The organism is Enterobacter sp. BNK-29 (genome assembly GCF_048684785.1).
Taxonomy (GTDB): domain Bacteria; phylum Pseudomonadota; class Gammaproteobacteria; order Enterobacterales; family Enterobacteriaceae; genus Enterobacter; species Enterobacter cloacae_M.
Genome location: NZ_JBLQTU010000001.1, coordinates 1,665,674 through 1,686,745 on the forward strand (window position 1 = coordinate 1,665,674; position 21,072 = coordinate 1,686,745).

Below are 21,072 nucleotides of genomic sequence, written 5' to 3' on the forward strand. Positions count from 1 at the left end.
TTGTAGCGGAAATCTGCACCCGTGTACCCTTTAGCTTAAAAAAACTCAGGGCATATCGCTAGTCCGGATGAAAAATCCCGATAACTTGCTCTTCTTTGCGAACGTGATCGCGGGCCTCTTTATCGGCCTCACGCATCTGGTGACCGCACTTAACACACTCAACAACATCAATATTATTTTCCCGCCACATCGCCAGGGTATCTTGCGCCTGGCAGGTCGGGCATTTTGCACCCGCGATAAAGCGTTTACGTACAGCCATCTTTCGTTACCCTTTATTCAAATTCATCCCAGCCATCAAGCTGGCGTCGTTCCTGTTGCATCTCTCGCTGGAAGATCTCCTCCAGCTCGCGACGTGCTTCCCGCACGCGGGAGATCTGCGCCGTATCGGTATGTACCGGCATCAGCTCGCGCAACATCCGCATATCCAGCCGGCGGAAGTGCATCTGGGCGCGCTGAGCCTGATGCGGATGCATGCCGAGCGAGATCAGCGCCTTACGGCCCAGCTCCAGCGCACTGGAGAACGTCTCACGGGAGAAGTGTTTCACACCGGCCTGCAATAATTCGTGAGCTTCAACACGTCCCCGCGCACGCGCCAGAATATGCAGATGCGGGAAATGCTGCTGGCACAGCTCCACCAGCTTCATCGTGTCTTCCGGATCGTTACAGGTAATCACGATGGACTCTGCCGCTTCCGCCCCCGCCGAGCGCAGCAGCTCGAGCTGGGTCGCGTCGCCGTAGTAAACCTTGTAGCCATATTTACGCATCAGGTTGACCGCGCTGATATCCCGCTCCAGTACCGTAATGCGCATTTTGTTCGCCATCAGCAAACGCCCGATAACCTGTCCGAAACGGCCAAAGCCCACCACAATCACCTGCGGCTTGTCGTCTTCCACCCACGGCGCTTCGTCTTCATCGTCAGCTGGATTCAGGCGACGCGACAGCAGTTTATCCACCAGCTTCATCAGCAGCGGCGTGGTCATCATAGACAGCGTGACCGTCACCAGCAAAAGCGCCATCTGATCGTCTTTAAACAGCTTCTGGGAAGATGCGGTGGAGAACAGCACAAACGCGAACTCGCCTCCCTGGCTCAACACGCTGGCAAACTGCATGCGTTCCGAACTGCGCAGCCCGTAGATACGTGACATGACGTACAGCACCAGCATCTTCACCGCCACCAGGATGGCGACGCTCACTACTACCCACAGCAGATGGGTATAGAGCACACCGAGGTTGAGCGCCATCCCCACCGAAATAAAGAACAGGCCTAACAGCAGCCCTTTGAAGGGATCGATGGCAATTTCCAGCTCGTGCCGATACTCGCTCTCCGCTAGCAGCACCCCGGCGATAAAGGTCCCGAGCGCCATCGACAGCCCCAGCGCGTCCATAAACAACGCCGATCCCAGCACCAGCAGCAGCGTCGCGGCGGTAAACACCTCGCGAACGCCCGACGCGGCAATAAAGCGAAACACGGGACGTAGCAGGAAACGACCTCCAATCAGCATGCCCGCGAAGGCCAGCACCTTCATGGCGATTTTAGCCCAGTCGAAGTGATCGTCCCCGGCCCCCGCCAGCAGCGGCACCAGCGCCAGCGCCGGGATCACCGCCAAATCCTGGAACAGCAGCACCGAAAAGCCCAGCTGTCCGGCTTCGTTGCGATTCATCCCTTTATCGCGCATCAGCTGCAGCGCCATCGCCGTCGACGACATCGCAAGGCCTATCCCGCCAATCACCGCCGCCTGCCATGAAAAGTTGGTCAGCATTAGCAGCCCGCCCAGGATCGCGGCGCTGAACAACACCTGCGCGGCGCCCACGCCAAAGATAGAGCGTCGGAGCTGCCACAATTTCGAAGGATTCAGCTCCAGGCCGATGATGAACATCAGGAACACCACGCCCAGCTCGGAGAAATGGAGAATCTCATCGACATCGCTGATGAATCCCAGCCCCCAGGGGCCAATCGCGATCCCCGCAAGCAGATACCCCAGCACCGCGCCGATACCAATCCGTGCAGCAAGCGGCACCGCGACGACGGCCGCAAACAAAAACAGCACCCCGGCGAGGAGCAAATTCGATCCTTCCATTAACGACCTCCTGCCGGAATGGGTGACGCCAGCCATTCACCGTAGGCTCTGGCGTGGCTTGCCAGCTCTTTCGGATCCTGACGCCGCGCCCAGTAGACAATAATCGGGCTCATCCAGTGCATACGGCACATGGCCGCCGTCAGCTCGAAAGGCCGCAGGATGTCGCTCATCGGATAGCGGTTCAGCCCGTCGTGGCGGTAAGCGCTTTCGGGTTCACCGGTCGTAATCACACTACGCCAGTACTTTCCCGCCAGCTGGTTGCCCCCCACCCCGCTGGAGAAGCCCCGGCTCAGCACGCGGTCCAGCCACTCTTTCAGCAGCGCCGGACAGCTATAGGTATAAAGCGGATGCTGGAACACAATCACGTCATGCTGACGCAGCAGTTCCTGCTCGTAAGGGATATCAATAAAGAAATCAGGATAGTGCGCGTAGAGATCGTGCACCGTTACGTTACTAAGCTGTGTGGCCGGCTTAAGCAGCACCCGGTTTGCCACCGAGTCCTGAGATTCCGGATGGGCATACAGCAGCAGCACTTTTGCTGTCTGAGACATCATTCCCCTCCCGGTCTTGTTTCTGTTTTTGTGTATCGTCGCTGTTTTGGGCTACCATGGCGGCCCGGTGCGGAAAATGGCCCACACCTTACATTATCATAATGACAAATTAACATAGTCGGAACATACGGCGCTTCTATGATTGTTTTCTCCTCGTTACAAATTCGTCGCGGCGTGCGCGTCCTGCTGGATAACGCCACTGCTACCATCAACCCGGGCCAAAAAGTGGGTCTGGTCGGCAAAAACGGCTGCGGTAAATCCACCCTGCTGGCGCTGCTGAAAAACGAGATTAGCGCGGATGGCGGTAACTTTACCTTCCCGGGAAACTGGCAGCTCGCCTGGGTAAACCAGGAGACGCCGGCGCTGAGCGAACCGGCACTCGACTATGTTATCGACGGCGACCGTGAATACCGCAAGCTCGAAGCGGAACTTCATTCTGCTAACGAGCGCAACGACGGTCACGCCATCGCCACAGTTCACGGCAAGCTGGACGCCATCGACGCGTGGACCATTCGCTCCCGCGCCTCCAGCCTGCTGCACGGCCTGGGCTTCAGCAACGAACAGCTGGAACGCCCGGTCAGCGACTTCTCCGGCGGCTGGCGTATGCGCCTCAACCTGGCGCAGGCGCTGATCTGCCGCTCTGACCTGCTGTTGCTTGACGAACCGACCAACCACCTCGATCTCGATGCGGTTATTTGGCTGGAGAAGTGGCTCAAGAGCTATCAGGGCACTCTGATTCTGATCTCCCACGACCGCGACTTCCTTGACCCGGTAGTGGATAAAATCATTCATATCGAACAGCAAACGATGTTCGAGTACACCGGCAACTACAGCTCCTTCGAGCGCCAGCGCGCGACGCGTCTCGCCCAGCAGCAGTCCATGTACGAAAGCCAGCAGCAGCGCGTAGCGCACCTGCAGAGCTTCGTGGATCGCTTTAAGGCCAAAGCGTCAAAAGCCAAGCAGGCCCAGAGCCGCATCAAGATGCTGGAACGTATGGAGATGATCGCCCCGGCGCACGTGGATAACCCGTTCCACTTCAGCTTCCGCGAGCCGGAAAGCCTGCCGAACCCGCTGCTGAAGATGGAGAAGGTCAGCGCGGGCTATGCCGACCGCATTATTCTCGAATCCATCAAGCTCAACCTGGTGCCGGGTTCACGCATTGGCCTGCTGGGGCGTAACGGCGCCGGTAAATCGACGCTGATCAAACTGCTGGCGGGCGAGCTTAACCCGGTCAGCGGCGAAATCGGCCTGGCGAAGGGCATCAAGCTGGGTTACTTCGCCCAGCATCAGCTGGAATTTTTACGCGCGGATGAATCACCGATTCAGCACCTCGCGCGTCTGGCGCCGCAGGAGATGGAGCAGAAGCTGCGCGACTATCTCGGCGGCTTTGGCTTCCAGGGCGATAAGGTGACTGAAAACACCGAGCGCTTCTCCGGCGGCGAAAAGGCCCGTCTGGTGCTGGCGCTGATCGTCTGGCAGCGCCCGAACCTGCTGCTGCTCGATGAACCGACCAACCACCTGGATCTCGACATGCGCCAGGCGCTGACCGAAGCGCTGATTGAGTTCGAGGGCGCGCTGGTGGTGGTTTCGCACGACCGTCACCTGATCCGCTCCACCACGGACGATCTCTATTTAGTGCACGGCGGCAAAGTTGAACCGTTCGACGGCGATCTGGAAGACTACCAGCAGTGGCTGACGGACGTGCAGAAGCAGGAAAACCAGCCGGAAGAGTCAGCGAAAGACAACGCCAACAGCGCGCAGGCGCGTAAAGACCAGAAGCGTCGTGAAGCGGAGCTGCGCACCCAGACGCAGCCGCTGCGTAAAGAGATTACCCGTCTCGAAAAAGAGATGGAAAAGCTCAACGCCACGCTGGCTATCGTTGAAGAGAAGCTCGGCGACAGCGGTCTGTATGACCAGAGCCGCAAGGCTGAGCTGACGGACTGCCTGCAAACGCAGGCGAAGACCAAATCCAGCCTCGAAGAGTGCGAGATGGCGTGGCTGGACGCGCAGGAACAGCTGGAAGCGATGCTGCAGGCTGACTGACCTTTTTACCCCGTTTGAAGAACAGAATCCGTACCGGGTTCGGAAATCCAGCTTAAACGGGGTACAATTCGGAAAGTATCGTAAATTTCCGACAAGAATCAGCATCGCGCTTATGACCCAAATCATTCCATCAGACTTCGACATTGCGGCCGAAGACAGCACTGAGTTCGTGCCTATGCGCGGCGTGGCCAATCCCCATTTGCAGACCATGCTGCCGCGACTGATCCGCCGCAAGGTTCAGTTCACACCGCACTGGCAACGGCTTGACCTGCCAGACGGTGATTTTCTGGATCTCGCCTGGAGCGAAGCGCCTGAACAGGCTCGCCATAAGCCGCGTCTGGTGGTTTTCCACGGTCTGGAAGGCAGCCTGCACAGCCCGTATGCGCATGGGTTAATTGAGGCGACAAAAGCGCGCGGCTGGCTCGGCGTGGTGATGCATTTTCGCGGCTGCAGCGGCGAACCGAATCGTCAGAAACGCATTTATCACTCGGGTGAAACCGAAGACGGGACGTGGTTTTTACACTGGCTGCGGGAAAATTATGGCACCGTGCCAACGGCCGCCGTGGGCTACTCGCTGGGCGGCAATATGCTGGCCTGTCTGCTGGCCAAAGAGGGCGATAGCGTACCGCTGGATGCCGCCGTCATTGTCTCCGCGCCGTTTATGCTCGAGCAGTGCAGCTACCACATGGATAAAGGCTTTTCCCGCGTCTACCAGCGCTACCTGCTCAACCTTCTGAAGGCCAACGCGGCGCGTAAGCTGAAGGCCTACCCGGATACCCTGCCGGTAAGCCTGCGCCAGCTGAAAAAGGTGCGTCGTATCCGTGAGTTCGACGACCTGATCACCGCGAAAATCCACGGCTTCGCCGATGCGATTGACTATTATCGTCAGTGCAGCGCCATGCCGCTGCTCAGCAAGATCACGCAGCCAACGCTGATTATTCACGCCAAAGATGACCCGTTTATGGATCATCACTCGATCCCCGCTCAGGAATTCCTGCCCGACAACGTTCACTATCAGTTGACCGAGCATGGCGGCCACGTCGGGTTTATCGGCGGCACGCTGCGCCGCCCGAAAATGTGGCTTGAGGCGCGTATTCCTGACTGGCTGACCCCTTATCTGGACGGTGCAAAATGATTATTCCCTGGCAGGATCTGGCTCCCGAAACGCTCGATAATCTGATTGAAAGCTTTGTATTACGCGAAGGCACCGATTATGGTGAACAGGAACGCTCGCTTGAGCAAAAGGTCAACGATGTTAAGCGCCAGCTGAAAAGCGGCGACGTGGTGCTGGTGTGGTCAGAACTGCATGAGACGGTCAATATCATGCCCCGCAACGCGTTTCACGGCTGATCTTCCACCCTTTTCAGTCAGGGAGTTGCTATGTCTGCCAGACATCCGGTTATTGCCGTTACGGGGTCGAGTGGTGCGGGAACCACCACCACCAGCCTCGCATTTCGCAAGATTTTCGCCCAGCTGAATCTCCGTGCGGCGGAGGTCGAAGGCGACAGCTTTCACCGCTACACGCGTCCGGAGATGGACATGGCCATTCGTAAGGCGCGCGATTCGGGTAAACACATCAGCTACTTCGGCCCGGAAGCCAATGACTTCGGCCTGCTGGAACAAACCTTTATAGAGTACGGTAAGAGTGGCAAAGGGCAGTCCCGCAAGTATCTGCACACCTATGATGAAGCCGTCCCCTGGAATCAGGTACCGGGAACCTTTACCCCGTGGCAGCCGCTGCCGGAACCTACCGACGTCCTGTTTTACGAAGGATTGCACGGCGGCGTGGTCACCCCTCAACACGACGTGGCGCGCCACGTGGATCTGCTGGTCGGCGTGGTCCCTATCGTTAACCTGGAGTGGATCCAGAAGCTGACGCGCGACATGAGCGAGCGCGGCCATTCGCGAGAGGCGGTGATGGACTCCGTGGTGCGCTCCATGGAGGATTACATTAACTTCCTGACGCCGCAGTTCTCCCGCACCCATATCAACTTCCAGCGCGTGCCGACGGTGGACACCTCCAACCCGTTTGCCGCTAAAAGCATCCCGTCGCTGGATGAGAGTTTTGTGGTGATCCATTTCCGCAATCTCGAAGGCATTGATTACCCGTGGCTGCTGGCAATGCTGCAGGGCTCGTTTATTTCGCACATGAATACGTTAGTCGTGCCGGGCGGAAAAATGGGGCTGGCGATGGAGCTCATCATGACGCCGCTGGTGGAGCGACTGATGGAAGGGAAGCAGATCGCGTGAGCATGTTCCCTCTCCCAGTGGGAGAGGGTTAGGGTGAGGGCATCAACACGCACGATGCCCCAACAATCACGCCTCGATCACTTCATACGAATGCGTGATTTTTACCGCTTTCTCCAGCATTAACGCCACAGAGCAGTACTTCTCCGCAGACAGGTCCACCGCACGTGAGACCGCCGCGTCTTTCAGTTCTTTACCGGTGACCACAAAGTGCAGGTTAATATGGGTGAACAGGCGTGGCGCCTCTTCGCGACGTTCTGACGTGAGTTTAACCTCACAATCCGTCACGTCATGACGTCCTTTTTGCAGAATCGACACCACGTCAATTGCGCTGCATCCGCCTGCCGCCATCAGCACCATTTCCATTGGGCTGGGAGCTTTATCGCCGGAGTTACCGTCCATCAAAATCTGGTGTCCTGACGCGGACTCGCCCAGGAACGTTAAACCTTCAACCCATTTCACGCGCGCTTGCATATTCATTAACTCCAACGTTGCATTTTTGGTGACAGATTACGCGTGCGTTACATTTCTCGCAATGGAAGGCGACCTGCATCATGCTGAAGCGAGACACCAGGAGACACGCGGCGAAAGCTATGCTAAAACACTCAGGATGCTACAGTAATACATTGACGTTACACGTGTATGCAGAGGACATCAAACTTTACTGGCTGCGAAACGTTACGGTAGCCGACTTCCCAGGGTATGGGTAAGAATTCGATTGCAACCCCAGAGTCCGGATGCATCTGATGACTCTGGTGACAGCTTATAACAGAGGATAACAGCGCATGGTGCTTGGCAAACCGCAAACAGACCCGACTCTCGAATGGTTCTTGTCTCATTGCCACATTCATAAGTACCCATCGAAGAGCACGCTGATTCACCAGGGTGAAAAAGCGGAAACGTTGTATTACATCGTTAAAGGCTCGGTGGCAGTGCTGATCAAAGATGAAGAAGGGAAAGAGATGATCCTTTCTTATCTGAACCAGGGCGATTTCATCGGTGAACTGGGCCTGTTTGAAGAGGGCCAGGAACGTAGCGCCTGGGTTCGTGCAAAGACAGCATGTGAAGTGGCTGAAATTTCTTACAAGAAGTTCCGTCAGCTGATTCAGGTTAACCCTGATATCCTGATGCGTCTTTCTTCCCAGATGGCGCGCCGTCTGCAGGTCACGTCTGAGAAAGTGGGTAACCTCGCCTTCCTGGACGTTACAGGCCGTATCGCACAAACCCTGTTGAACCTGGCGAAACAGCCAGACGCCATGACCCACCCGGACGGCATGCAAATTAAAATTACCCGTCAGGAAATTGGTCAGATCGTCGGTTGCTCCCGTGAAACAGTGGGCCGTATCCTGAAAATGCTGGAAGATCAAAACCTGATCTCCGCCCACGGTAAAACCATCGTGGTCTACGGAACGCGTTAATTCCGCTTAAACGGCGTGCCATCGCAAGGTGTCACGCCGTTTTTGTCTCTATTCCCCATGTGGCGCAGGCTGATCTATCACCCGGAAGTTAACTACGCACTGCGACAAACGCTGGTGTTGTGTCTTCCTGTGGCCATAGGCCTGATCCTCGGACATCTTCAGCAAGGCCTGCTGTTTTCCCTCGTGCCCGCCTGCTGCAACATCGCCGGTCTGGACACGCCGCATAAGCGCTTTTTCAAACGCCTGATTATCGGCGGCTGCCTGTTTGCGGGCTGTAGCCTCGCCGTACAGCTGTTACTGGCTCGTGATATCCCGCTGCCGCTGATCCTGACCGTGCTGGCGATGACCCTCGGCGTCACGGCGGAAATCAGTTCTCTGCACGCTCGCCTGCTTCCCGCCTCGCTGATCGCGGCCATTTTCACGCTGAGCCTCGCCGGGAACATGCCGGTATGGGAGCCGCTGCTGATCTACGCCCTGGGGACATTATGGTACGGGCTGTTTAACTGGTTTTGGTTCTGGCTGTGGCGCGAACAGCCGCTGCGTGAATCCCTGAGCCTGCTCTATGTGCAGCTTGCGGATTACTGCGAAGCTAAATACACCCTGCTCACCCAGCATACCGACCCGGAAAAATCCTTACCGCCGCTGCTGACGCGCCAGCAGAAGGTGGTGGATCTCATAAGCCAGTGCTATCAGCAGCTGCATATGCTCGCCGCCAACAAGAACCACGAATACAAACGGCTGCTACGCACCTTCCAGGTCGGGCTGGATCTACAGGAGCACATCTCCGTAAGCCTTCATCACCCGCAGGAGGTGCAAAAGCTGGTCGAGCGCAGCCACGCCGAAGCGGTGATCCGCTGGAACGCACAAACCGTGTCCGCGCGTCTGCGCGTGCTGGCCGATGATATTCTCTATCACCGTTACCCGACGCGCTTTAACATGGACAAGCAGCTAGGCGCGCTGGAGAAAATCGCCCGCCAGCATCCCGATAACCCGGTCGGCCAGTTTGCCGCCTGGCACTTCAGCCGCATCGCCCGCGTGTTGCGCACGCAGCGCCCGCTTTATCCCCGCGACCTGATGGCGGATAAGCAAAAACGGCTTCCGTTATTGCCCGCGCTCAAAAGCTATCTTTCTCTTAAATCGTCCGCCCTGCGCAACGCCGCAAGGATCAGCGTGATGCTCAGTACCGCCAGCCTGATGGGCATGGCGCTGCACCTGCCGAAACCCTACTGGATCTTAATGACCGTGCTGTTTGTCACCCAGAACGGCTACGGCGCCACGCGGGTGCGTATTCTGCATCGGGCTGGCGGAACGCTGGCCGGGCTGATCATTGCGGGCGTAACGCTGCACTTCCACGTGCCGGAAGGCTATACCCTGGCAGGGATGCTGGCGATTACGCTGGTGAGTTATCTGATTATCCGCAAAAACTACGGCTGGGCGATGGTGGGCTTTACGGTGACGGCGGTATATACCCTGCAGCTGCTCACGCTCAATGGCGAACAGTTTATTGTCGCCAGGCTGATTGATACCCTGATCGGCTGCCTGATTGCCTTTGGCGGAATGGTCTGGCTGTGGCCGCAGTGGCAGAGCGGGCTGCTGAGGCAGAACGCCCACGACGCGCTGGAAGCGGATCAGGAGGCCATCAGGCTAATCCTCAGCGACAATCCTCAACCGACGCCGCTGGCCTGGCAGCGGATGAAGGTCAACCAGGCGCACAACGCCCTGTTTAACTCGCTCAACCAGGCGATGCAGGAGCCGGGCTTTAACTCGCACTATCTGGCAGACATGAAGCTCTGGGTGACGCACAGCCAGTTTATCGTCGAGCATATTAACGCCATGACCACGCTGGCGCGCGAGCACACGATGCTGACGCCGGATCTGGCGCAGCGCTATTTGCAGTCGTGTGAAATTGCGTTGCAGAGGTGTCAGCAGCGTCTGGAGTATGACGCGCCGGGCGAGTCGGGCGACTCAAACATTCTGGAAGCGCCGGAGACGTTAACCCACGGCCCAATGAGCACGCTGGAGCAGCATTTGCAGCGCGTTCTGGGGCATCTGAACACCATGCACACCATTTCGTCGGTGGCATGGCGTCAGCGTCCGCATCACGGCATTTGGTTAACGCGCCGGTTAAAGCGAACCGAGTATTAGCCTTTAACGATCTTCGCGACCGCCGAGGCAAAGCGGGTTAACCCCTCTTCGATGTCTTTATCTTCTACCACCAGCGACGGCGCAAAGCGCATCACGTCCGGCCCGGCATTGAGTACCATCACCCCTTCGTGCGCGGCGGCGTGCAGGAAGTCGCGCGCCCGGCCTTTGTACTGCGGCTTCAGCTCGGCGCCAATCAACAGCCCCATCCCGCGAATTTCGCTGAACACATCGTACTGTTCATCAATCTTTTGCAGGTGTTTTACGAACAGCTCGCGCTTCGCGCTCACGGCGTTCAACACCTCCGGCGTGTTGATAATGTCGAATGCGGCACCCGCCACGGCACTCGCCAGCGGGTTACCGCCGTAGGTGGAACCGTGAGAACCGACGTGGAACGCGGAGGCGATCTCCTGCGTCGTCAGTACCGCACTCACCGGGAAACCGCCGCCGAGCGCTTTGGCGCTGGTCAGGATGTCCGGCGTAACGCCGTAGTGCATATACGCGAACAGATCGCCGGTACGCCCCATCCCGCACTGAACTTCATCAAAGACCAGCAGCGCCTGATGCTCGTCGCACAGTTCGCGCAGCCCTTTCAGGAATTCCGGGGTTGCCGCCGTCACGCCGCCTTCCCCCTGGATCGGCTCAACGACTACCGCGCAGGTGTGGTCGTCCATGACCGCTTTCACCGCGTGCAGATCGTTAAACGGCACATGGACAATGTCGGCCGGTTTCGGGCCAAACCCGTCGGAATACTTCGGCTGGCCGCCAACGGAGACGGTAAAGAAGGAGCGTCCGTGGAAGGCATTGTGGAAGGCGATGATTTTGGTTTTGTACGGGCTGTGGCGCGTTGTCGCGTAGTAGCGCGCCAGCTTAAAGGCAGTTTCGTTGGCTTCGGTGCCGGAGTTCATAAACAGCACGCGCTCGGCAAAGGTCGCATCGATGATCTTGCGGCCCAGGCGCAGCGCCGGTTCGTTGGTGAACACGTTGCTGGTGTGCCACAGGGTTTCGCCCTGGGTTTTCAGCGCCTCAACCAGCGCGGGATGGCAATGACCCAGCGCCGTGACCGCAATACCGCCCGCGAAATCCACATACTCTTTCCCCTGCTGATCCCAGACGCGGCTGCCTTTTCCCTTCACCGGGATAAACTCAGCCGGTGCATAAATCGGCAGGATCACTTCATCAAATGTCGCGCGGGTAATTGCTGGTTGTTCAGTTGCCATGTCATGACCATCCATTTTTATGTCACAGTGGTTGTGAAAATATAATCACAAAATATGCATAAAAAATCACAACAAGGCAACAGATATTCAGCGATTGAGGAAATTTGCCAGTAGCGCGTGCCCCTGCTCGCTGAGGATGCTTTCCGGGTGGAACTGCACGCCTTCGAGGTCCCATTCGCGGTGGCGAATACCCATGATCTCCTGCGTATCGCTCCAGGCGGTCACCTCAAAACAGTCGGGCAGGGTCGACGGGTCAATGACCAGGGAATGGTAGCGCGTCACGGTTAACGGATTATTGAGCCCCGTGAATACCCCGGTGCCGGCGTGGGTGACCGGAGAGGTTTTACCGTGCATCACTTTCGCGGCGCGCACGATGGTGGCACCAAACGCCTGGGCAATTGCCTGATGGCCCAGACAGACGCCCAGGATCGGCAGCTTGCCGGCATAGTGCTGAATAACATCCAGAGAAATACCCGATTCCGACGGCGTACACGGCCCCGGAGAAATCACGATTTTCTGCGGAGCCAGCGTCCCGATACCGTCCAGTCCGATCTCGTCGTTACGGCGGACAACCACCTCTGCACCCAGTTCACAAAAATACTGGTAAAGGTTCCAGGTGAAGGAATCGTAGTTATCAATCAGCAGAATCATGGCGGCTCCCGAAAAAAATGCCGCCCTATTCTACTCAGATTCCCGCGCTTCGCTCACTACTTTGGCAAAGATAGCGTTTAGCGCGGTTAAATCTCCCGTTGCGCCGCTTCGGTTAGCCGCCACCCACTGGTCGGGATCGATATCGCGCCAGTCCAGCGAGTAGCCCGCGTGGAGCGCCAGCTGCTCGAAGAAAACGCGTTGGGCAATACCGTTGCCGCGCATAAACGGATGCAGCATGTTGATTTCGCAGTAATAGTGGCTAACCCGGTCAACAAACGCCGCTTTCTCAAGACCCACGAGATACTTTTCGCTTTCCAGCGCCGCCATCAGCTCGTTACCCATCTTCTCGATGTATTCGAAATGGCAGAAAGGAATGTCACCCTTAAAAATATCGTCAGTGCGTAACTCGCCTGCCCGCTTCATCTCGCTGCGGTATAAATGACGATGAATAAGGCACAGATGGGGCAACCCGGGCGCGGAAGGCCCAAGCTCCAGCGTCTCAATATGGGGCTCTGAGGGACCATTACCTTTTTCAAGGAGACAACTGGCCTGTAAATTGACGTTACGCTGCTGTTCCCAGAGACGGGATTTTTGCTTGTCGGTGAGCTTTTTCACTTAACGCCTCCCTGAATAGTCCGTTTGCCACAAGTATAAGCAGCAAAACGCGCTTTCGCAGGGAGGGTTACAGAATGCGGGCAGGAGAAGCCCGCGTTCAGAAGAATTACGGCAGAACTTTTGCGGAGAGGATAACCACCGGTTTTGACGGCACATTTTGATACGGGCCGACGTCGTGAGTAGGCACCTGAGAAATCTTGTCGGCCACGTCCATCCCTTTCACGATTTTACCGAAAACGGCATAGCCAAAGTCGCGCTGACCGTGGTCGAGGAAGGCGTTATCCGCCACGTTCAGGAAGAACTGGCTGGTCGCGCTGTCTTTGTCTGCGGTACGCGCCATGGAGATAGTGCCGCGTTTGTTCAGCAGGCCGTTGTCCGCTTCGTTTTTGATTGGCGGGTTAGGCTGTTTCTGCTGCATCTGCTCGTTGAAGCCGCCGCCCTGCACCATAAAGCCTGGGATCACGCGGTGGAAGGTGGTGTTGTTATAGAAACCACTGTTCACGTAGTCGAGGAAGTTTTTCACAGAAACCGGAGCTTTCTGGCTATTCAGTTCCAGCTCAATGTTCCCGGCGGAGGTGGTCAGCAGAACGTGAGGGTCCCCTTTGGCTGCCAGCGCAGCAGGGGAAACGGCAGAAAGAGCAAACACAGCTGCGACAGCCGCCAGTGTTGATTTGAGCATGAGAATTCCTTAACAAAGCGCAGTATAAAAAGCGAATGGCTTGATTCTAAAGAGCAGTATGAACGGAGACCAGCCTTTTACCTAATTTTACGAAATTGAAACAGTTGTAACCGCGCAAACGGTTGGCTTTAGCGCCATTTTGTGTGATCACGATCACACAAAAACATGCAATGAAGTTCTAATTTCTCTTAAAAGATATGAATAGATCACTTTAATGTCTAAAATCTGCCCGCTCTCAGCGCCCTCCTGGGCGCTTTTCTTTTTCTGAACAGGCCAGACATGACTAACAGCAATCGCATCAAGCTCACATGGATCAGCTTCTTCTCCTACGCCCTGACCGGCGCGTTGGTGATCGTCACCGGGATGGTGATGGGGAATATCGCAGACTACTTCCAGCTGCCCGTTTCCAGCATGAGTAACACCTTTACCTTCCTCAACGCGGGGATCCTGATCTCTATCTTCCTGAATGCCTGGCTGATGGAAATCGTCCCGCTGAAAACCCAGCTGCGCTTTGGCTTTGTGCTGATGGTCGCCGCCGTGGCGGGCCTGATGCTGAGCCACAGCATCGCCCTGTTCTCCGCCGCCATGTTCGTGCTGGGTCTGGTGAGCGGGATCACCATGTCGATCGGTACGTTCCTGATTACCCACATGTATGAAGGCCGCCAGCGCGGCGCGCGCCTGCTGTTTACCGACTCCTTCTTCAGCATGGCCGGAATGATTTTCCCGATGGTCGCGGCCGTTCTGCTGGCGCGCAGCATTGAGTGGTACTGGGTTTATGCCTGCATCGGCCTGGTCTACGTGGCGATCTTTATTCTGACCTTCGGCTGTGAATTCCCGGTGCTGGGCAAGAAAGCGCAAACCACCGCCGAGCCCGTTGCTAAAGAAAAGTGGGGCATCGGCGTGCTGTTCCTCTCCATCGCCGCGCTGTGCTACATCCTGGGCCAGCTGGGCTTTATCTCCTGGGTACCGGAGTACGCCAAAGGTCTGGGCATGAGCCTGAACGACGCGGGTAAACTGGTGAGCGATTTCTGGATGTCTTACATGTTCGGCATGTGGGCGTTTAGCTTCATCCTGCGCTTCTTCGACCTGCAGCGCATTCTGACCGTGCTGGCCGGGCTGGCGACCGTGCTGATGTACCTGTTCATCAACGGTTCACCGGAGCATATGCCGTGGTTCATTCTGACCCTGGGCTTCTTCTCCAGCGCCATTTATACCTCGATCATCACCCTGGGCTCCCTGCAGACCAAAGTGGCCTCGCCGAAGCTGGTTAACTTCGTCCTGACCTGCGGCACCATCGGCACCATGCTGACCTTCGTGGTCACTGGCCCGATCGTCGCCCACAGCGGTCCGCTGGCGGCGCTGCACACCGCCAACGGTCTGTATGCCGTGGTGTTCATCATGTGCTTCATCCTGGGCTTCGTGACCCGCCACCGCCAGCACAACGCGGCAGCAGCGTCTCACTAACCCCTACGCCCCTTTGCGCTCGGCAGAGGGGCTGTTTCTGGCAAAGCTAACCTCTTCTCCCCCGACGTCCGTCTGGATCCACGTCTGCGCCAGCTGTGTCGTGGCGATCACCCGTCCCTGACGAATCGACCAGCGCACCGGCACCTGACAGCGCACCGCTTCAAACCCGCTCTCGGCAGGCAGAATAATCAGGTTCGCCGGGTTCCCCGTGGCAATACCGTAATCGCTCAGGCCGAAGGTACGGGCGCTGTTATGGGTGATGAGATTCAGGCCGTTGTCGATTTGCGGATAGCCCATCATCTGACAGACGTGCAGCCCCATATGCAGCACCTGCAGCATGTTGCCGGTGCCGAGCGGGTACCACGGGTCGAAGACGTCGTCATGGCCGAAGCAGACGTTAATGCCTGCTTCCTGCAGCTCTTTCACCCGGGTGATGCCGCGGCGCTTCGGATAGTCATCAAAGCGCCCCTGCAGGTGAATATTGACCAGCGGGTTAGCGACGAAGTTAATTCCCGACATTTTCAGCAGACGGAACAGCCGCGAGGTGTAAGCGCCGTTGTAGGAGTGCATGGCTGTGGTGTGGCTGGCCGTCACGCGCGGGCCGATGCCGGCCTCATACGCCAGCGCTGCCACCGTCTCGACAAACCGCGACTGCTCGTCGTCAATTTCATCGCAGTGGATATCCAGCGGTCGGTCGTACTTCTTCGCCAGATCAAAAGCGATATGCAGCGACTGGACGCCATACTCGCGGGTGAACTCGTAGTGCGGGATCGCCCCCACCACGTCGGCCCCCAGCCTTAACGCCTCTTCCAGCAGCGCCGCGCCGTTCGGGTAAGAGAGAATGCCCTCCTGCGGGAACGCGACGATCTGCAGCGTCACCCACGGGGCCACCTCCTGCTTCACCTCCAGCATCGCCTTCAGGGCGGTAAGCGTCGGGTCGGAGACATCCACATGGGTGCGGACAAACTGGATGCCGTTGGCAATTTGCCACTTCAGCGTTTTCCAGGCGCGCGCTTTGACATCCTCATGGCTGAGCAACGCCTTGCGCTCCGCCCAGCGCTCAATGCCTTCGAACAGCGTGCCGGACTGGTTCCAGTTCGGCTCACCCGCCGTCTGGGTCGTATCAAGATGGATATGCGGCTCAATGAACGGCGGGATCGCAAGCCCACCGCGCGCGTTCAATACTTCATAACTTTCGGCGTGGGTGTCGTCCATCGGGGTGATGTCGCCAAATCGCCCGTTCTCAATGGCGAGTTGCCACAGCCCTTCCCGACCCGGTAAACGAACATTCTGAACAAGCCATAACGGTGCTGTAGACATACCCTTCCCCTAAAAAATGCCGCTGATATTCAGGCGTATCGATTTTGGCAAAACCTCCCCTGATTTGTACACAAATTCAACGAGCGCGAAAAGCCTGCGATTTCCGCTACTTATAAAAATCCTGACAAATCAGTCGCATACCACCTAAGGAGTAGGCGAAGACGTATTTGATTTGCATCAATAAGCGCCCCTGCTGAATCGTTAAGGTAGGCAATAATAGAAAAGAAATCGAGGCAATAATGAGCAAAGTCAGACTCGCTATCATCGGTAACGGCATGGTCGGCCACCGCTTTATTGAGGATCTTCTCGATAAGGCCGATGCTGAGCAGTTCGATATTACCGTGTTCTGTGAAGAACCCCGCAAGGCGTACGACCGTGTGCACCTGTCTTCCTACTTCTCCCATCATACCGCCGAAGAGCTCTCTCTGGTGCGAGAAGGTTTCTACGAGAAGCATGGCGTAAAAGTGCTGGTGGGCGAACGCGCTATCACCATCAATCGTCAGGAAAAAGTGATCCACTCCAGCGCCGGGCGTACGGTTTTTTACGACAAGCTGATCATGGCGACGGGCTCCTATCCGTGGATCCCGCCGATCAAAGGCTCGGAAACTCAGGATTGCTTCGTCTACCGTACCATTGAAGACCTCAACGCCATCGAATCCTGCGCCCGTCGCAGCCGTCGCGGCGCGGTCGTCGGCGGCGGTCTGCTGGGCCTGGAAGCGGCAGGCGCGCTGAAAAACCTCGGCGTTGAAACCCACGTCATCGAATTTGCCCCGATGCTGATGGCCGAACAGCTCGACCACATGGGCGGTGACCAGCTGCGTCGTAAAATCGAAAGCATGGGCGTGAAGGTTCACACCAGCAAGAACACCAAAGAAATCGTTCAGGAAGGGACTGAAGCGCGCAAAACCATGCGCTTTGCCGACGGCAGCGAGCTGGAAGTGGACTTCATCGTCTTCTCCACCGGTATTCGTCCGCGCGACAAGCTGGCGACCCAGTGCGGTCTGGCCGTGGCGCAGCGCGGCGGGATCATGATCAACGACACCTGCCAGACCTCCGATCCGGATATCTACGCGATTGGCGAATGCGCCAGCTGGAATAACCGCGTCTACGGTCTGGTGGCGCCGGGCTACAAAATGGCGCAGGTCGCCGTGGACCATATCCTCGGCAGCGAAAACGCGTTTACCGGTGCAGACATGAGCGCCAAGCTGAAGCTGCTGGGCGTGGACGTGGGAGGTATTGGCGATGCGCATGGCCGCACCCCGAATTCCCGCAGCTATGTCTATCTCGACGAAAGCAAAGAAGTCTACAAACGCCTCATCGTTAGCCAGGACAACAAAACTCTGCTCGGTGCGGTGCTGGTGGGCGACACAAGCGACTTCGGCAACCTGCTGCAGCTGGTGCTGAACGCCATCGAGCTGCCGGAAAACCCGGACGCGCTGATCCTCCCGGCGCACGCGTCCAGCGGCAAACCGTCTATCGGCGTGGATAAACTGCCGGACAGCGCGCAGATTTGCTCCTGCTTCGACGTCACCAAAGGCATGCTGATCTCCGCCATCAACAAAGGCTGCCACACCGTGGCGGCGCTGAAAGCCGAAACCAAAGCCGGTACCGGCTGCGGCGGCTGTATTCCGCTGGTCACTCAGGTGCTGAACGCCGAGCTGGCGAAACAGGGCATCGAAGTGAACAACAACCTTTGCGAGCACTTCGCGTATTCTCGCCAGGAGCTGTATCACCTGATCCGCGTGGAGGGCATTAAGTCCTTCGACGAACTACTGGCGAAGCACGGTCAGGGCTACGGCTGCGAAGTGTGTAAACCGACCGTCGGCTCCCTGCTGGCCTCCTGCTGGAACGAGTACGTGCTCAAGCCCGAACATGCGCCGCTGCAGGACACCAACGATAACTTCCTGGCGAACATCCAGAAAGACGGTACCTACTCCGTTATTCCACGTTCCGCCGGGGGCGAAATCACGCCGGAAGGGCTGGTGGCCGTGGGCCGTATCGCCCGTGAATTTAACCTGTACACCAAAATCACCGGCTCCCAGCGTATCGGCCTGTTTGGCGCGCAGAAAGACGATCTGCCGGAAATTTGGCGTCAGCTGATTGAAGCCGGCTTCGAAACCGGTCACGCGTATGCCAAAGCGCTGCGTATGGCGAAAACCTGCGTGGGGAGCACCTGGTGCCGCTACGGCGTGGGCGACAGCGTGGGCTTCGGCGTGGAGCTGGAAAACCGCTACAAAGGCATCCGCACCCCGCACAAAATGAAGTTTGGCGTCTCCGGCTGTACCCGCGAATGTGCGGAAGCGCAGGGTAAAGACGTGGGTATCATCGCCACCGAGAAAGGCTGGAACCTTTACGTCTGCGGCAACGGCGGGATGAAGCCACGCCACGCGGACCTGCTGGCGGCGGATCTCGATCGCGACACGCTGATTCAGTATCTCGACCGCTTCATGATGTTCTATATCCGCACCGCCGATAAGCTGACCCGTACAGCCTCCTGGCTCGATAACCTGGAAGGCGGTATCGACTACCTGAAATCGGTCATCATCGACGACAAGCTGGGCCTGAACGAGCACCTGGAAGCGGAGATGGCGCGCCTGCGCGAGGCGGTGATCTGCGAGTGGACGGAAACCGTCAACACCCCGGCGGCGCAGACGCGCTTCAAACACTTCATCAACAGCACCCAGCGCGACCCGAACGTACAGATTGTGCCGGAGCGCGAACAGCATCGTCCGGCGACACCGTATGAACGTATTCCGGTCACGCTGGTGGAGGAAAACGCATGAGCCAGTGGATAAACATTTGCGATATTAACGACATCATCCCGGCCACCGGCGTATGCGCGCTGCTGGGCAGCGAGCAGGTTGCGATTTTCCGCCCTCGCCACGATGAACAGGTTTTTGCCATCAGCAATATCGACCCGTTCTTCGAGGCCAGCGTGCTCTCCCGCGGACTGATTGCCGAGCATCAGGGCGAACTGTGGGTCGCCAGCCCGCTGAAAAAGCAGCGTTTCCGCTTAAGCGACGGTTACTGCATGGAAGATGAAAGTCATTCAGTGAAGCACTATGACGTCCGCGTGAAGGACGGCAAGGTGCAGCTGAAAGGCTAATCCTCCGCCTTTTCAATACGAAAAGCTTATGACCCCTTATGGGTAACGGCAGGAAAAACCGTATGTTTTGTACGATTCCTGCTGTTATCCTGACGTCAATTCTTACCCCCTCCATGAAAGCTGCGAGGTAACGTCGTGGATCACCTGCCGATTTTCTGTCAATTACGCAACCGCGACTGCCTGCTCGTGGGCGGCGGCGACGTGGCTGAACGCAAAGCGCGCCTGCTGTTAGAGGCTGGCGCCCGGCTCACCGTCAACGCCCTCACCTTCGCCCCACAGTTTGAGGTCTGGGCCCAGGAAGGGATGCTCACGCTGGTGCAGGCTGAGTTTGATGAATCCCTGCTCGATACCTGCTGGCTGACGATTGCCGCGACGGATGATGATGAAGTGAACCAGCGCGTCAGCGACGCCTGCGAAGCGCGCCGAATCTTCTGCAACGTGGTGGATGCGCCGAAAGAGGCCAGCTTTATCATGCCGTCGATTATCGACCGCTCGCCGCTGATGATTGCGGTGTCGTCCGGCGGACGCTCGCCGGTTCTCGCCCGCCTGCTGCGAGAAAAGCTGGAAGCCGTGCTGCCGCAGCACCTTGGTCAGATTGCGCATTACGCCGGGCAGCTCCGCTCCCGTGTGAAGCAAACCTTCTCGACCGTTGGCGAGCGCCGTCGCTTCTGGGAAAAATTCTTTGTGAACGACAGGCTGGCGCAGTCGCTGGCGAATCAGGACACCAAAGCCGTTGAAGAGACGACCGAACAGCTGCTTAGCGAGCCGCTGGACCATCGCGGCGAAGTGGTGCTGGTGGGCGCAGGCCCCGGCGATGCAGGCTTGCTGACGCTGAAAGGGCTACAGCAGATCCAGCAGGCCGATACCGTGGTTTACGATCGCCTGGTCTCTGATGACATCATGAACCTGGTGCGCCGCGACGCCGACCGCGTATTCGTTGGAAAACGGGCGGGCTATCACTGCGTGCCGCAGGAGGAGATTAACCAGATCCTGCTGCGCGAGGCGCAGAAAGGTAAGCGCGTGGTGCGCCTTAAGGGTGGCGATCCGTTTATCTTTGGTCGCGGCGGCGAGGAGCTGGAAACCCTGTGTGACGCGGGCATTCCGTTCTCCGTGGTGCCGGGCATTACGGCGGCATCCGGCTGCTCAGCTTACTCTGGCATTCCGCTGACCCACCGCGACTATGCCCAGAGCGTGCGTCTGGTGACGGGCCATCTGAAAACCGGCTGCGAGCTGGACTGGCATAACCTGGCCGCGGAAAAGCAGACGCTGATCTTCTACATGGGGCTGAACCAGGCCGCTACGATTCAGGCGAAGCTGCTGGAGCACGGCATGGAGGCTGATATGCCGGTTGCGCTGGTGGAAAACGGTACGTCCATCAAGCAACGCGTGGTGGATGGCGTACTGACGCAGCTCGGTGAACTGGCGCAGCAGGTCGAAAGCCCGGCGCTGATTGTGGTGGGTCGCGTGGTTGAGCTGCGCGAGAAGCTGAACTGGTTCTCAAATCACTAACGCATATTCTTCCTTTGCGGAGTAGTCCT

The 21,072-nt window shown here is 57.6% G+C and carries 18 protein-coding genes and 2 pseudogenes; 10 read left to right on the forward strand and 10 right to left on the reverse strand.

Annotated elements, in window-relative coordinates:
- Window positions 1–58: 58 nt before the first annotated feature.
- The 3 genes from ACMGGX_RS08020 to kefG are packed head-to-tail and all read right to left on the reverse strand — an operon-like array spanning window position 59 to window position 2,632.
- Complete coding sequence (locus ACMGGX_RS08020; protein WP_010436300.1) at window positions 59–259, reverse strand: YheV family putative zinc ribbon protein; 201 nt, start codon at window positions 257–259, stop codon at window positions 59–61.
- Between the two features lie 13 nt (window positions 260–272).
- Window positions 273–2,078, reverse strand: a complete 1,806-nt coding sequence (gene kefB / locus ACMGGX_RS08025; protein WP_348562189.1) for a glutathione-regulated potassium-efflux system protein KefB — start codon at window positions 2,076–2,078, stop codon at window positions 273–275.
- The gene (gene kefG, locus ACMGGX_RS08030) at window positions 2,078–2,632 is read right to left on the reverse strand and encodes a glutathione-regulated potassium-efflux system ancillary protein KefG (RefSeq protein WP_021242220.1); all 555 of its coding nucleotides are present in this window, start codon (window positions 2,630–2,632) and stop codon (window positions 2,078–2,080) included. Before kefG ends, kefB begins: the two co-directional genes overlap by 1 nt.
- A 135-nt stretch (window positions 2,633–2,767) precedes the next feature.
- Between kefG and ACMGGX_RS08035 the strand changes: the two genes are divergently transcribed.
- The 4 genes from ACMGGX_RS08035 to ACMGGX_RS08050 all read left to right on the forward strand — a co-directional run bounded on the left by ACMGGX_RS08035 (window position 2,768) and on the right by ACMGGX_RS08050 (window position 6,922).
- Window positions 2,768–4,672: an ABC transporter ATP-binding protein gene (locus ACMGGX_RS08035; protein ID WP_420298251.1), complete on the forward strand. Its 1,905-nt coding sequence runs from the start codon at window positions 2,768–2,770 to the stop codon at window positions 4,670–4,672.
- A 112-nt stretch (window positions 4,673–4,784) separates the two neighbouring features.
- A complete protein-coding gene (locus ACMGGX_RS08040; RefSeq protein WP_420298252.1) occupies window positions 4,785–5,807 on the forward strand; it encodes a hydrolase in 1,023 nt (340 codons plus the stop codon).
- Entirely contained in the window at window positions 5,804–6,022 is a 219-nt protein-coding gene (locus tag ACMGGX_RS08045) for a YheU family protein (RefSeq protein ID WP_008503016.1), read from the forward strand. The genes ACMGGX_RS08040 and ACMGGX_RS08045 overlap by 4 nt, the downstream gene beginning before the upstream one ends.
- A gap of 30 nt (window positions 6,023–6,052) precedes the next feature.
- Entirely contained in the window at window positions 6,053–6,922 is an 870-nt protein-coding gene (locus ACMGGX_RS08050; RefSeq protein ID WP_023309465.1) for a phosphoribulokinase, read from the forward strand.
- Between the two features lie 66 nt (window positions 6,923–6,988).
- Here the strand turns inward: ACMGGX_RS08050 and ACMGGX_RS08055 are convergent, their stop codons facing one another.
- Window positions 6,989–7,393 (reverse strand): OsmC family protein, encoded by a 405-nt coding sequence (locus ACMGGX_RS08055; protein WP_008503018.1) that lies wholly within the window; start codon window positions 7,391–7,393, stop codon window positions 6,989–6,991.
- Between the two features lie 311 nt (window positions 7,394–7,704).
- Here ACMGGX_RS08055 and crp point away from each other — a divergent pair, with 311 nt between their 5' ends.
- Entirely contained in the window at window positions 7,705–8,337 is a 633-nt protein-coding gene (gene crp, locus ACMGGX_RS08060) for a cAMP-activated global transcriptional regulator CRP (RefSeq protein WP_000242758.1), read from the forward strand.
- 57 nt (window positions 8,338–8,394) lie between these two features.
- Entirely contained in the window at window positions 8,395–10,482 is a 2,088-nt protein-coding gene (locus ACMGGX_RS08065) for a YccS/YhfK family putative transporter (RefSeq protein WP_063441819.1), read from the forward strand.
- On the opposite strand, the gene argD is transcribed toward ACMGGX_RS08065, so the two are convergent.
- The 5 genes and pseudogenes from argD to ppiA form a co-directional block, all read right to left on the reverse strand.
- Window positions 10,479–11,699 (reverse strand): bifunctional acetylornithine/succinyldiaminopimelate transaminase, encoded by a 1,221-nt coding sequence (gene argD, locus ACMGGX_RS08070; protein WP_348562187.1) that lies wholly within the window; start codon window positions 11,697–11,699, stop codon window positions 10,479–10,481. The two genes, ACMGGX_RS08065 and argD, sit on opposite strands and share 4 nt — an antisense overlap.
- A gap of 87 nt (window positions 11,700–11,786) precedes the next feature.
- A complete protein-coding gene (gene pabA, locus ACMGGX_RS08075) occupies window positions 11,787–12,350 on the reverse strand; it encodes an aminodeoxychorismate synthase component 2 (RefSeq protein ID WP_223535665.1) in 564 nt (187 codons plus the stop codon).
- 30 nt (window positions 12,351–12,380) lie between these two features.
- Window positions 12,381–12,848 (reverse strand): annotated as a pseudogene (locus ACMGGX_RS08080) (putative adenosine monophosphate-protein transferase Fic); the annotation flags it as partial.
- A 45-nt stretch (window positions 12,849–12,893) separates the two neighbouring features.
- Window positions 12,894–12,965 (reverse strand): annotated as a pseudogene (locus ACMGGX_RS08085) (YhfG family protein); the annotation flags it as partial.
- Between the two features lie 106 nt (window positions 12,966–13,071).
- Complete coding sequence (ppiA, locus tag ACMGGX_RS08090) at window positions 13,072–13,644, reverse strand: peptidylprolyl isomerase A (RefSeq protein ID WP_023309471.1); 573 nt, start codon at window positions 13,642–13,644, stop codon at window positions 13,072–13,074.
- 279 nt (window positions 13,645–13,923) lie between these two features.
- Between ppiA and tsgA the strand changes: the two genes are divergently transcribed.
- Complete coding sequence (gene tsgA, locus ACMGGX_RS08095; protein ID WP_021242206.1) at window positions 13,924–15,108, forward strand: MFS transporter TsgA; 1,185 nt, start codon at window positions 13,924–13,926, stop codon at window positions 15,106–15,108.
- 3 nt (window positions 15,109–15,111) lie between these two features.
- Here tsgA and ACMGGX_RS08100 read toward each other — a convergent pair whose 3' ends face one another.
- Window positions 15,112–16,428, reverse strand: a complete 1,317-nt coding sequence (locus ACMGGX_RS08100) for a cytosine deaminase (RefSeq protein ID WP_420298253.1) — start codon at window positions 16,426–16,428, stop codon at window positions 15,112–15,114.
- A 239-nt stretch (window positions 16,429–16,667) separates the two neighbouring features.
- Between ACMGGX_RS08100 and nirB the strand changes: the two genes are divergently transcribed.
- From nirB to cysG, 3 genes are all read left to right on the forward strand, one after another.
- Window positions 16,668–19,211: a nitrite reductase large subunit NirB gene (nirB, locus tag ACMGGX_RS08105; protein ID WP_420298254.1), complete on the forward strand. Its 2,544-nt coding sequence runs from the start codon at window positions 16,668–16,670 to the stop codon at window positions 19,209–19,211.
- Window positions 19,208–19,534, forward strand: a complete 327-nt coding sequence (gene nirD, locus ACMGGX_RS08110; RefSeq protein ID WP_023309475.1) for a nitrite reductase small subunit NirD — start codon at window positions 19,208–19,210, stop codon at window positions 19,532–19,534. Before nirB ends, nirD begins: the two co-directional genes overlap by 4 nt.
- A 135-nt stretch (window positions 19,535–19,669) precedes the next feature.
- The gene (gene cysG / locus ACMGGX_RS08115) at window positions 19,670–21,043 is read left to right on the forward strand and encodes a siroheme synthase CysG (RefSeq protein WP_368744067.1); all 1,374 of its coding nucleotides are present in this window, start codon (window positions 19,670–19,672) and stop codon (window positions 21,041–21,043) included.
- The last annotated feature ends 29 nt before the right edge of the window (window positions 21,044–21,072 follow it).

Excerpts from the sequence above, each read along its gene's own strand:
- tsgA (WP_021242206.1), top strand. The coding sequence starts at position 13,924 with ATGACTAACAGCAATCGCATCAAGCTCACATGGATCAGCTTCTTCTCC.
- argD (WP_348562187.1), bottom strand. The coding sequence starts at position 11,699 with ATGGCAACTGAACAACCAGCAATTACCCGCGCGACATTTGATGAAGTG.
- nirD (WP_023309475.1), top strand. The coding sequence starts at position 19,208 with ATGAGCCAGTGGATAAACATTTGCGATATTAACGACATCATCCCGGCC.
- ACMGGX_RS08065 (WP_063441819.1), top strand. The coding sequence starts at position 8,395 with ATGTGGCGCAGGCTGATCTATCACCCGGAAGTTAACTACGCACTGCGA.
- kefB (WP_348562189.1), bottom strand. The coding sequence starts at position 2,078 with ATGGAAGGATCGAATTTGCTCCTCGCCGGGGTGCTGTTTTTGTTTGCG.
- pabA (WP_223535665.1), bottom strand. The coding sequence starts at position 12,350 with ATGATTCTGCTGATTGATAACTACGATTCCTTCACCTGGAACCTTTAC.
- ACMGGX_RS08020 (WP_010436300.1), bottom strand. The coding sequence starts at position 259 with ATGGCTGTACGTAAACGCTTTATCGCGGGTGCAAAATGCCCGACCTGC.
- ACMGGX_RS08035 (WP_420298251.1), top strand. The coding sequence starts at position 2,768 with ATGATTGTTTTCTCCTCGTTACAAATTCGTCGCGGCGTGCGCGTCCTG.
- kefG (WP_021242220.1), bottom strand. The coding sequence starts at position 2,632 with ATGATGTCTCAGACAGCAAAAGTGCTGCTGCTGTATGCCCATCCGGAA.
- ACMGGX_RS08100 (WP_420298253.1), bottom strand. The coding sequence starts at position 16,428 with ATGTCTACAGCACCGTTATGGCTTGTTCAGAATGTTCGTTTACCGGGT.
- ACMGGX_RS08055 (WP_008503018.1), bottom strand. The coding sequence starts at position 7,393 with ATGCAAGCGCGCGTGAAATGGGTTGAAGGTTTAACGTTCCTGGGCGAG.
- ACMGGX_RS08050 (WP_023309465.1), top strand. The coding sequence starts at position 6,053 with ATGTCTGCCAGACATCCGGTTATTGCCGTTACGGGGTCGAGTGGTGCG.
- ppiA (WP_023309471.1), bottom strand. The coding sequence starts at position 13,644 with ATGCTCAAATCAACACTGGCGGCTGTCGCAGCTGTGTTTGCTCTTTCT.
- ACMGGX_RS08045 (WP_008503016.1), top strand. The coding sequence starts at position 5,804 with ATGATTATTCCCTGGCAGGATCTGGCTCCCGAAACGCTCGATAATCTG.
- crp (WP_000242758.1), top strand. The coding sequence starts at position 7,705 with ATGGTGCTTGGCAAACCGCAAACAGACCCGACTCTCGAATGGTTCTTG.
- ACMGGX_RS08040 (WP_420298252.1), top strand. The coding sequence starts at position 4,785 with ATGACCCAAATCATTCCATCAGACTTCGACATTGCGGCCGAAGACAGC.
- nirB (WP_420298254.1), top strand. The coding sequence starts at position 16,668 with ATGAGCAAAGTCAGACTCGCTATCATCGGTAACGGCATGGTCGGCCAC.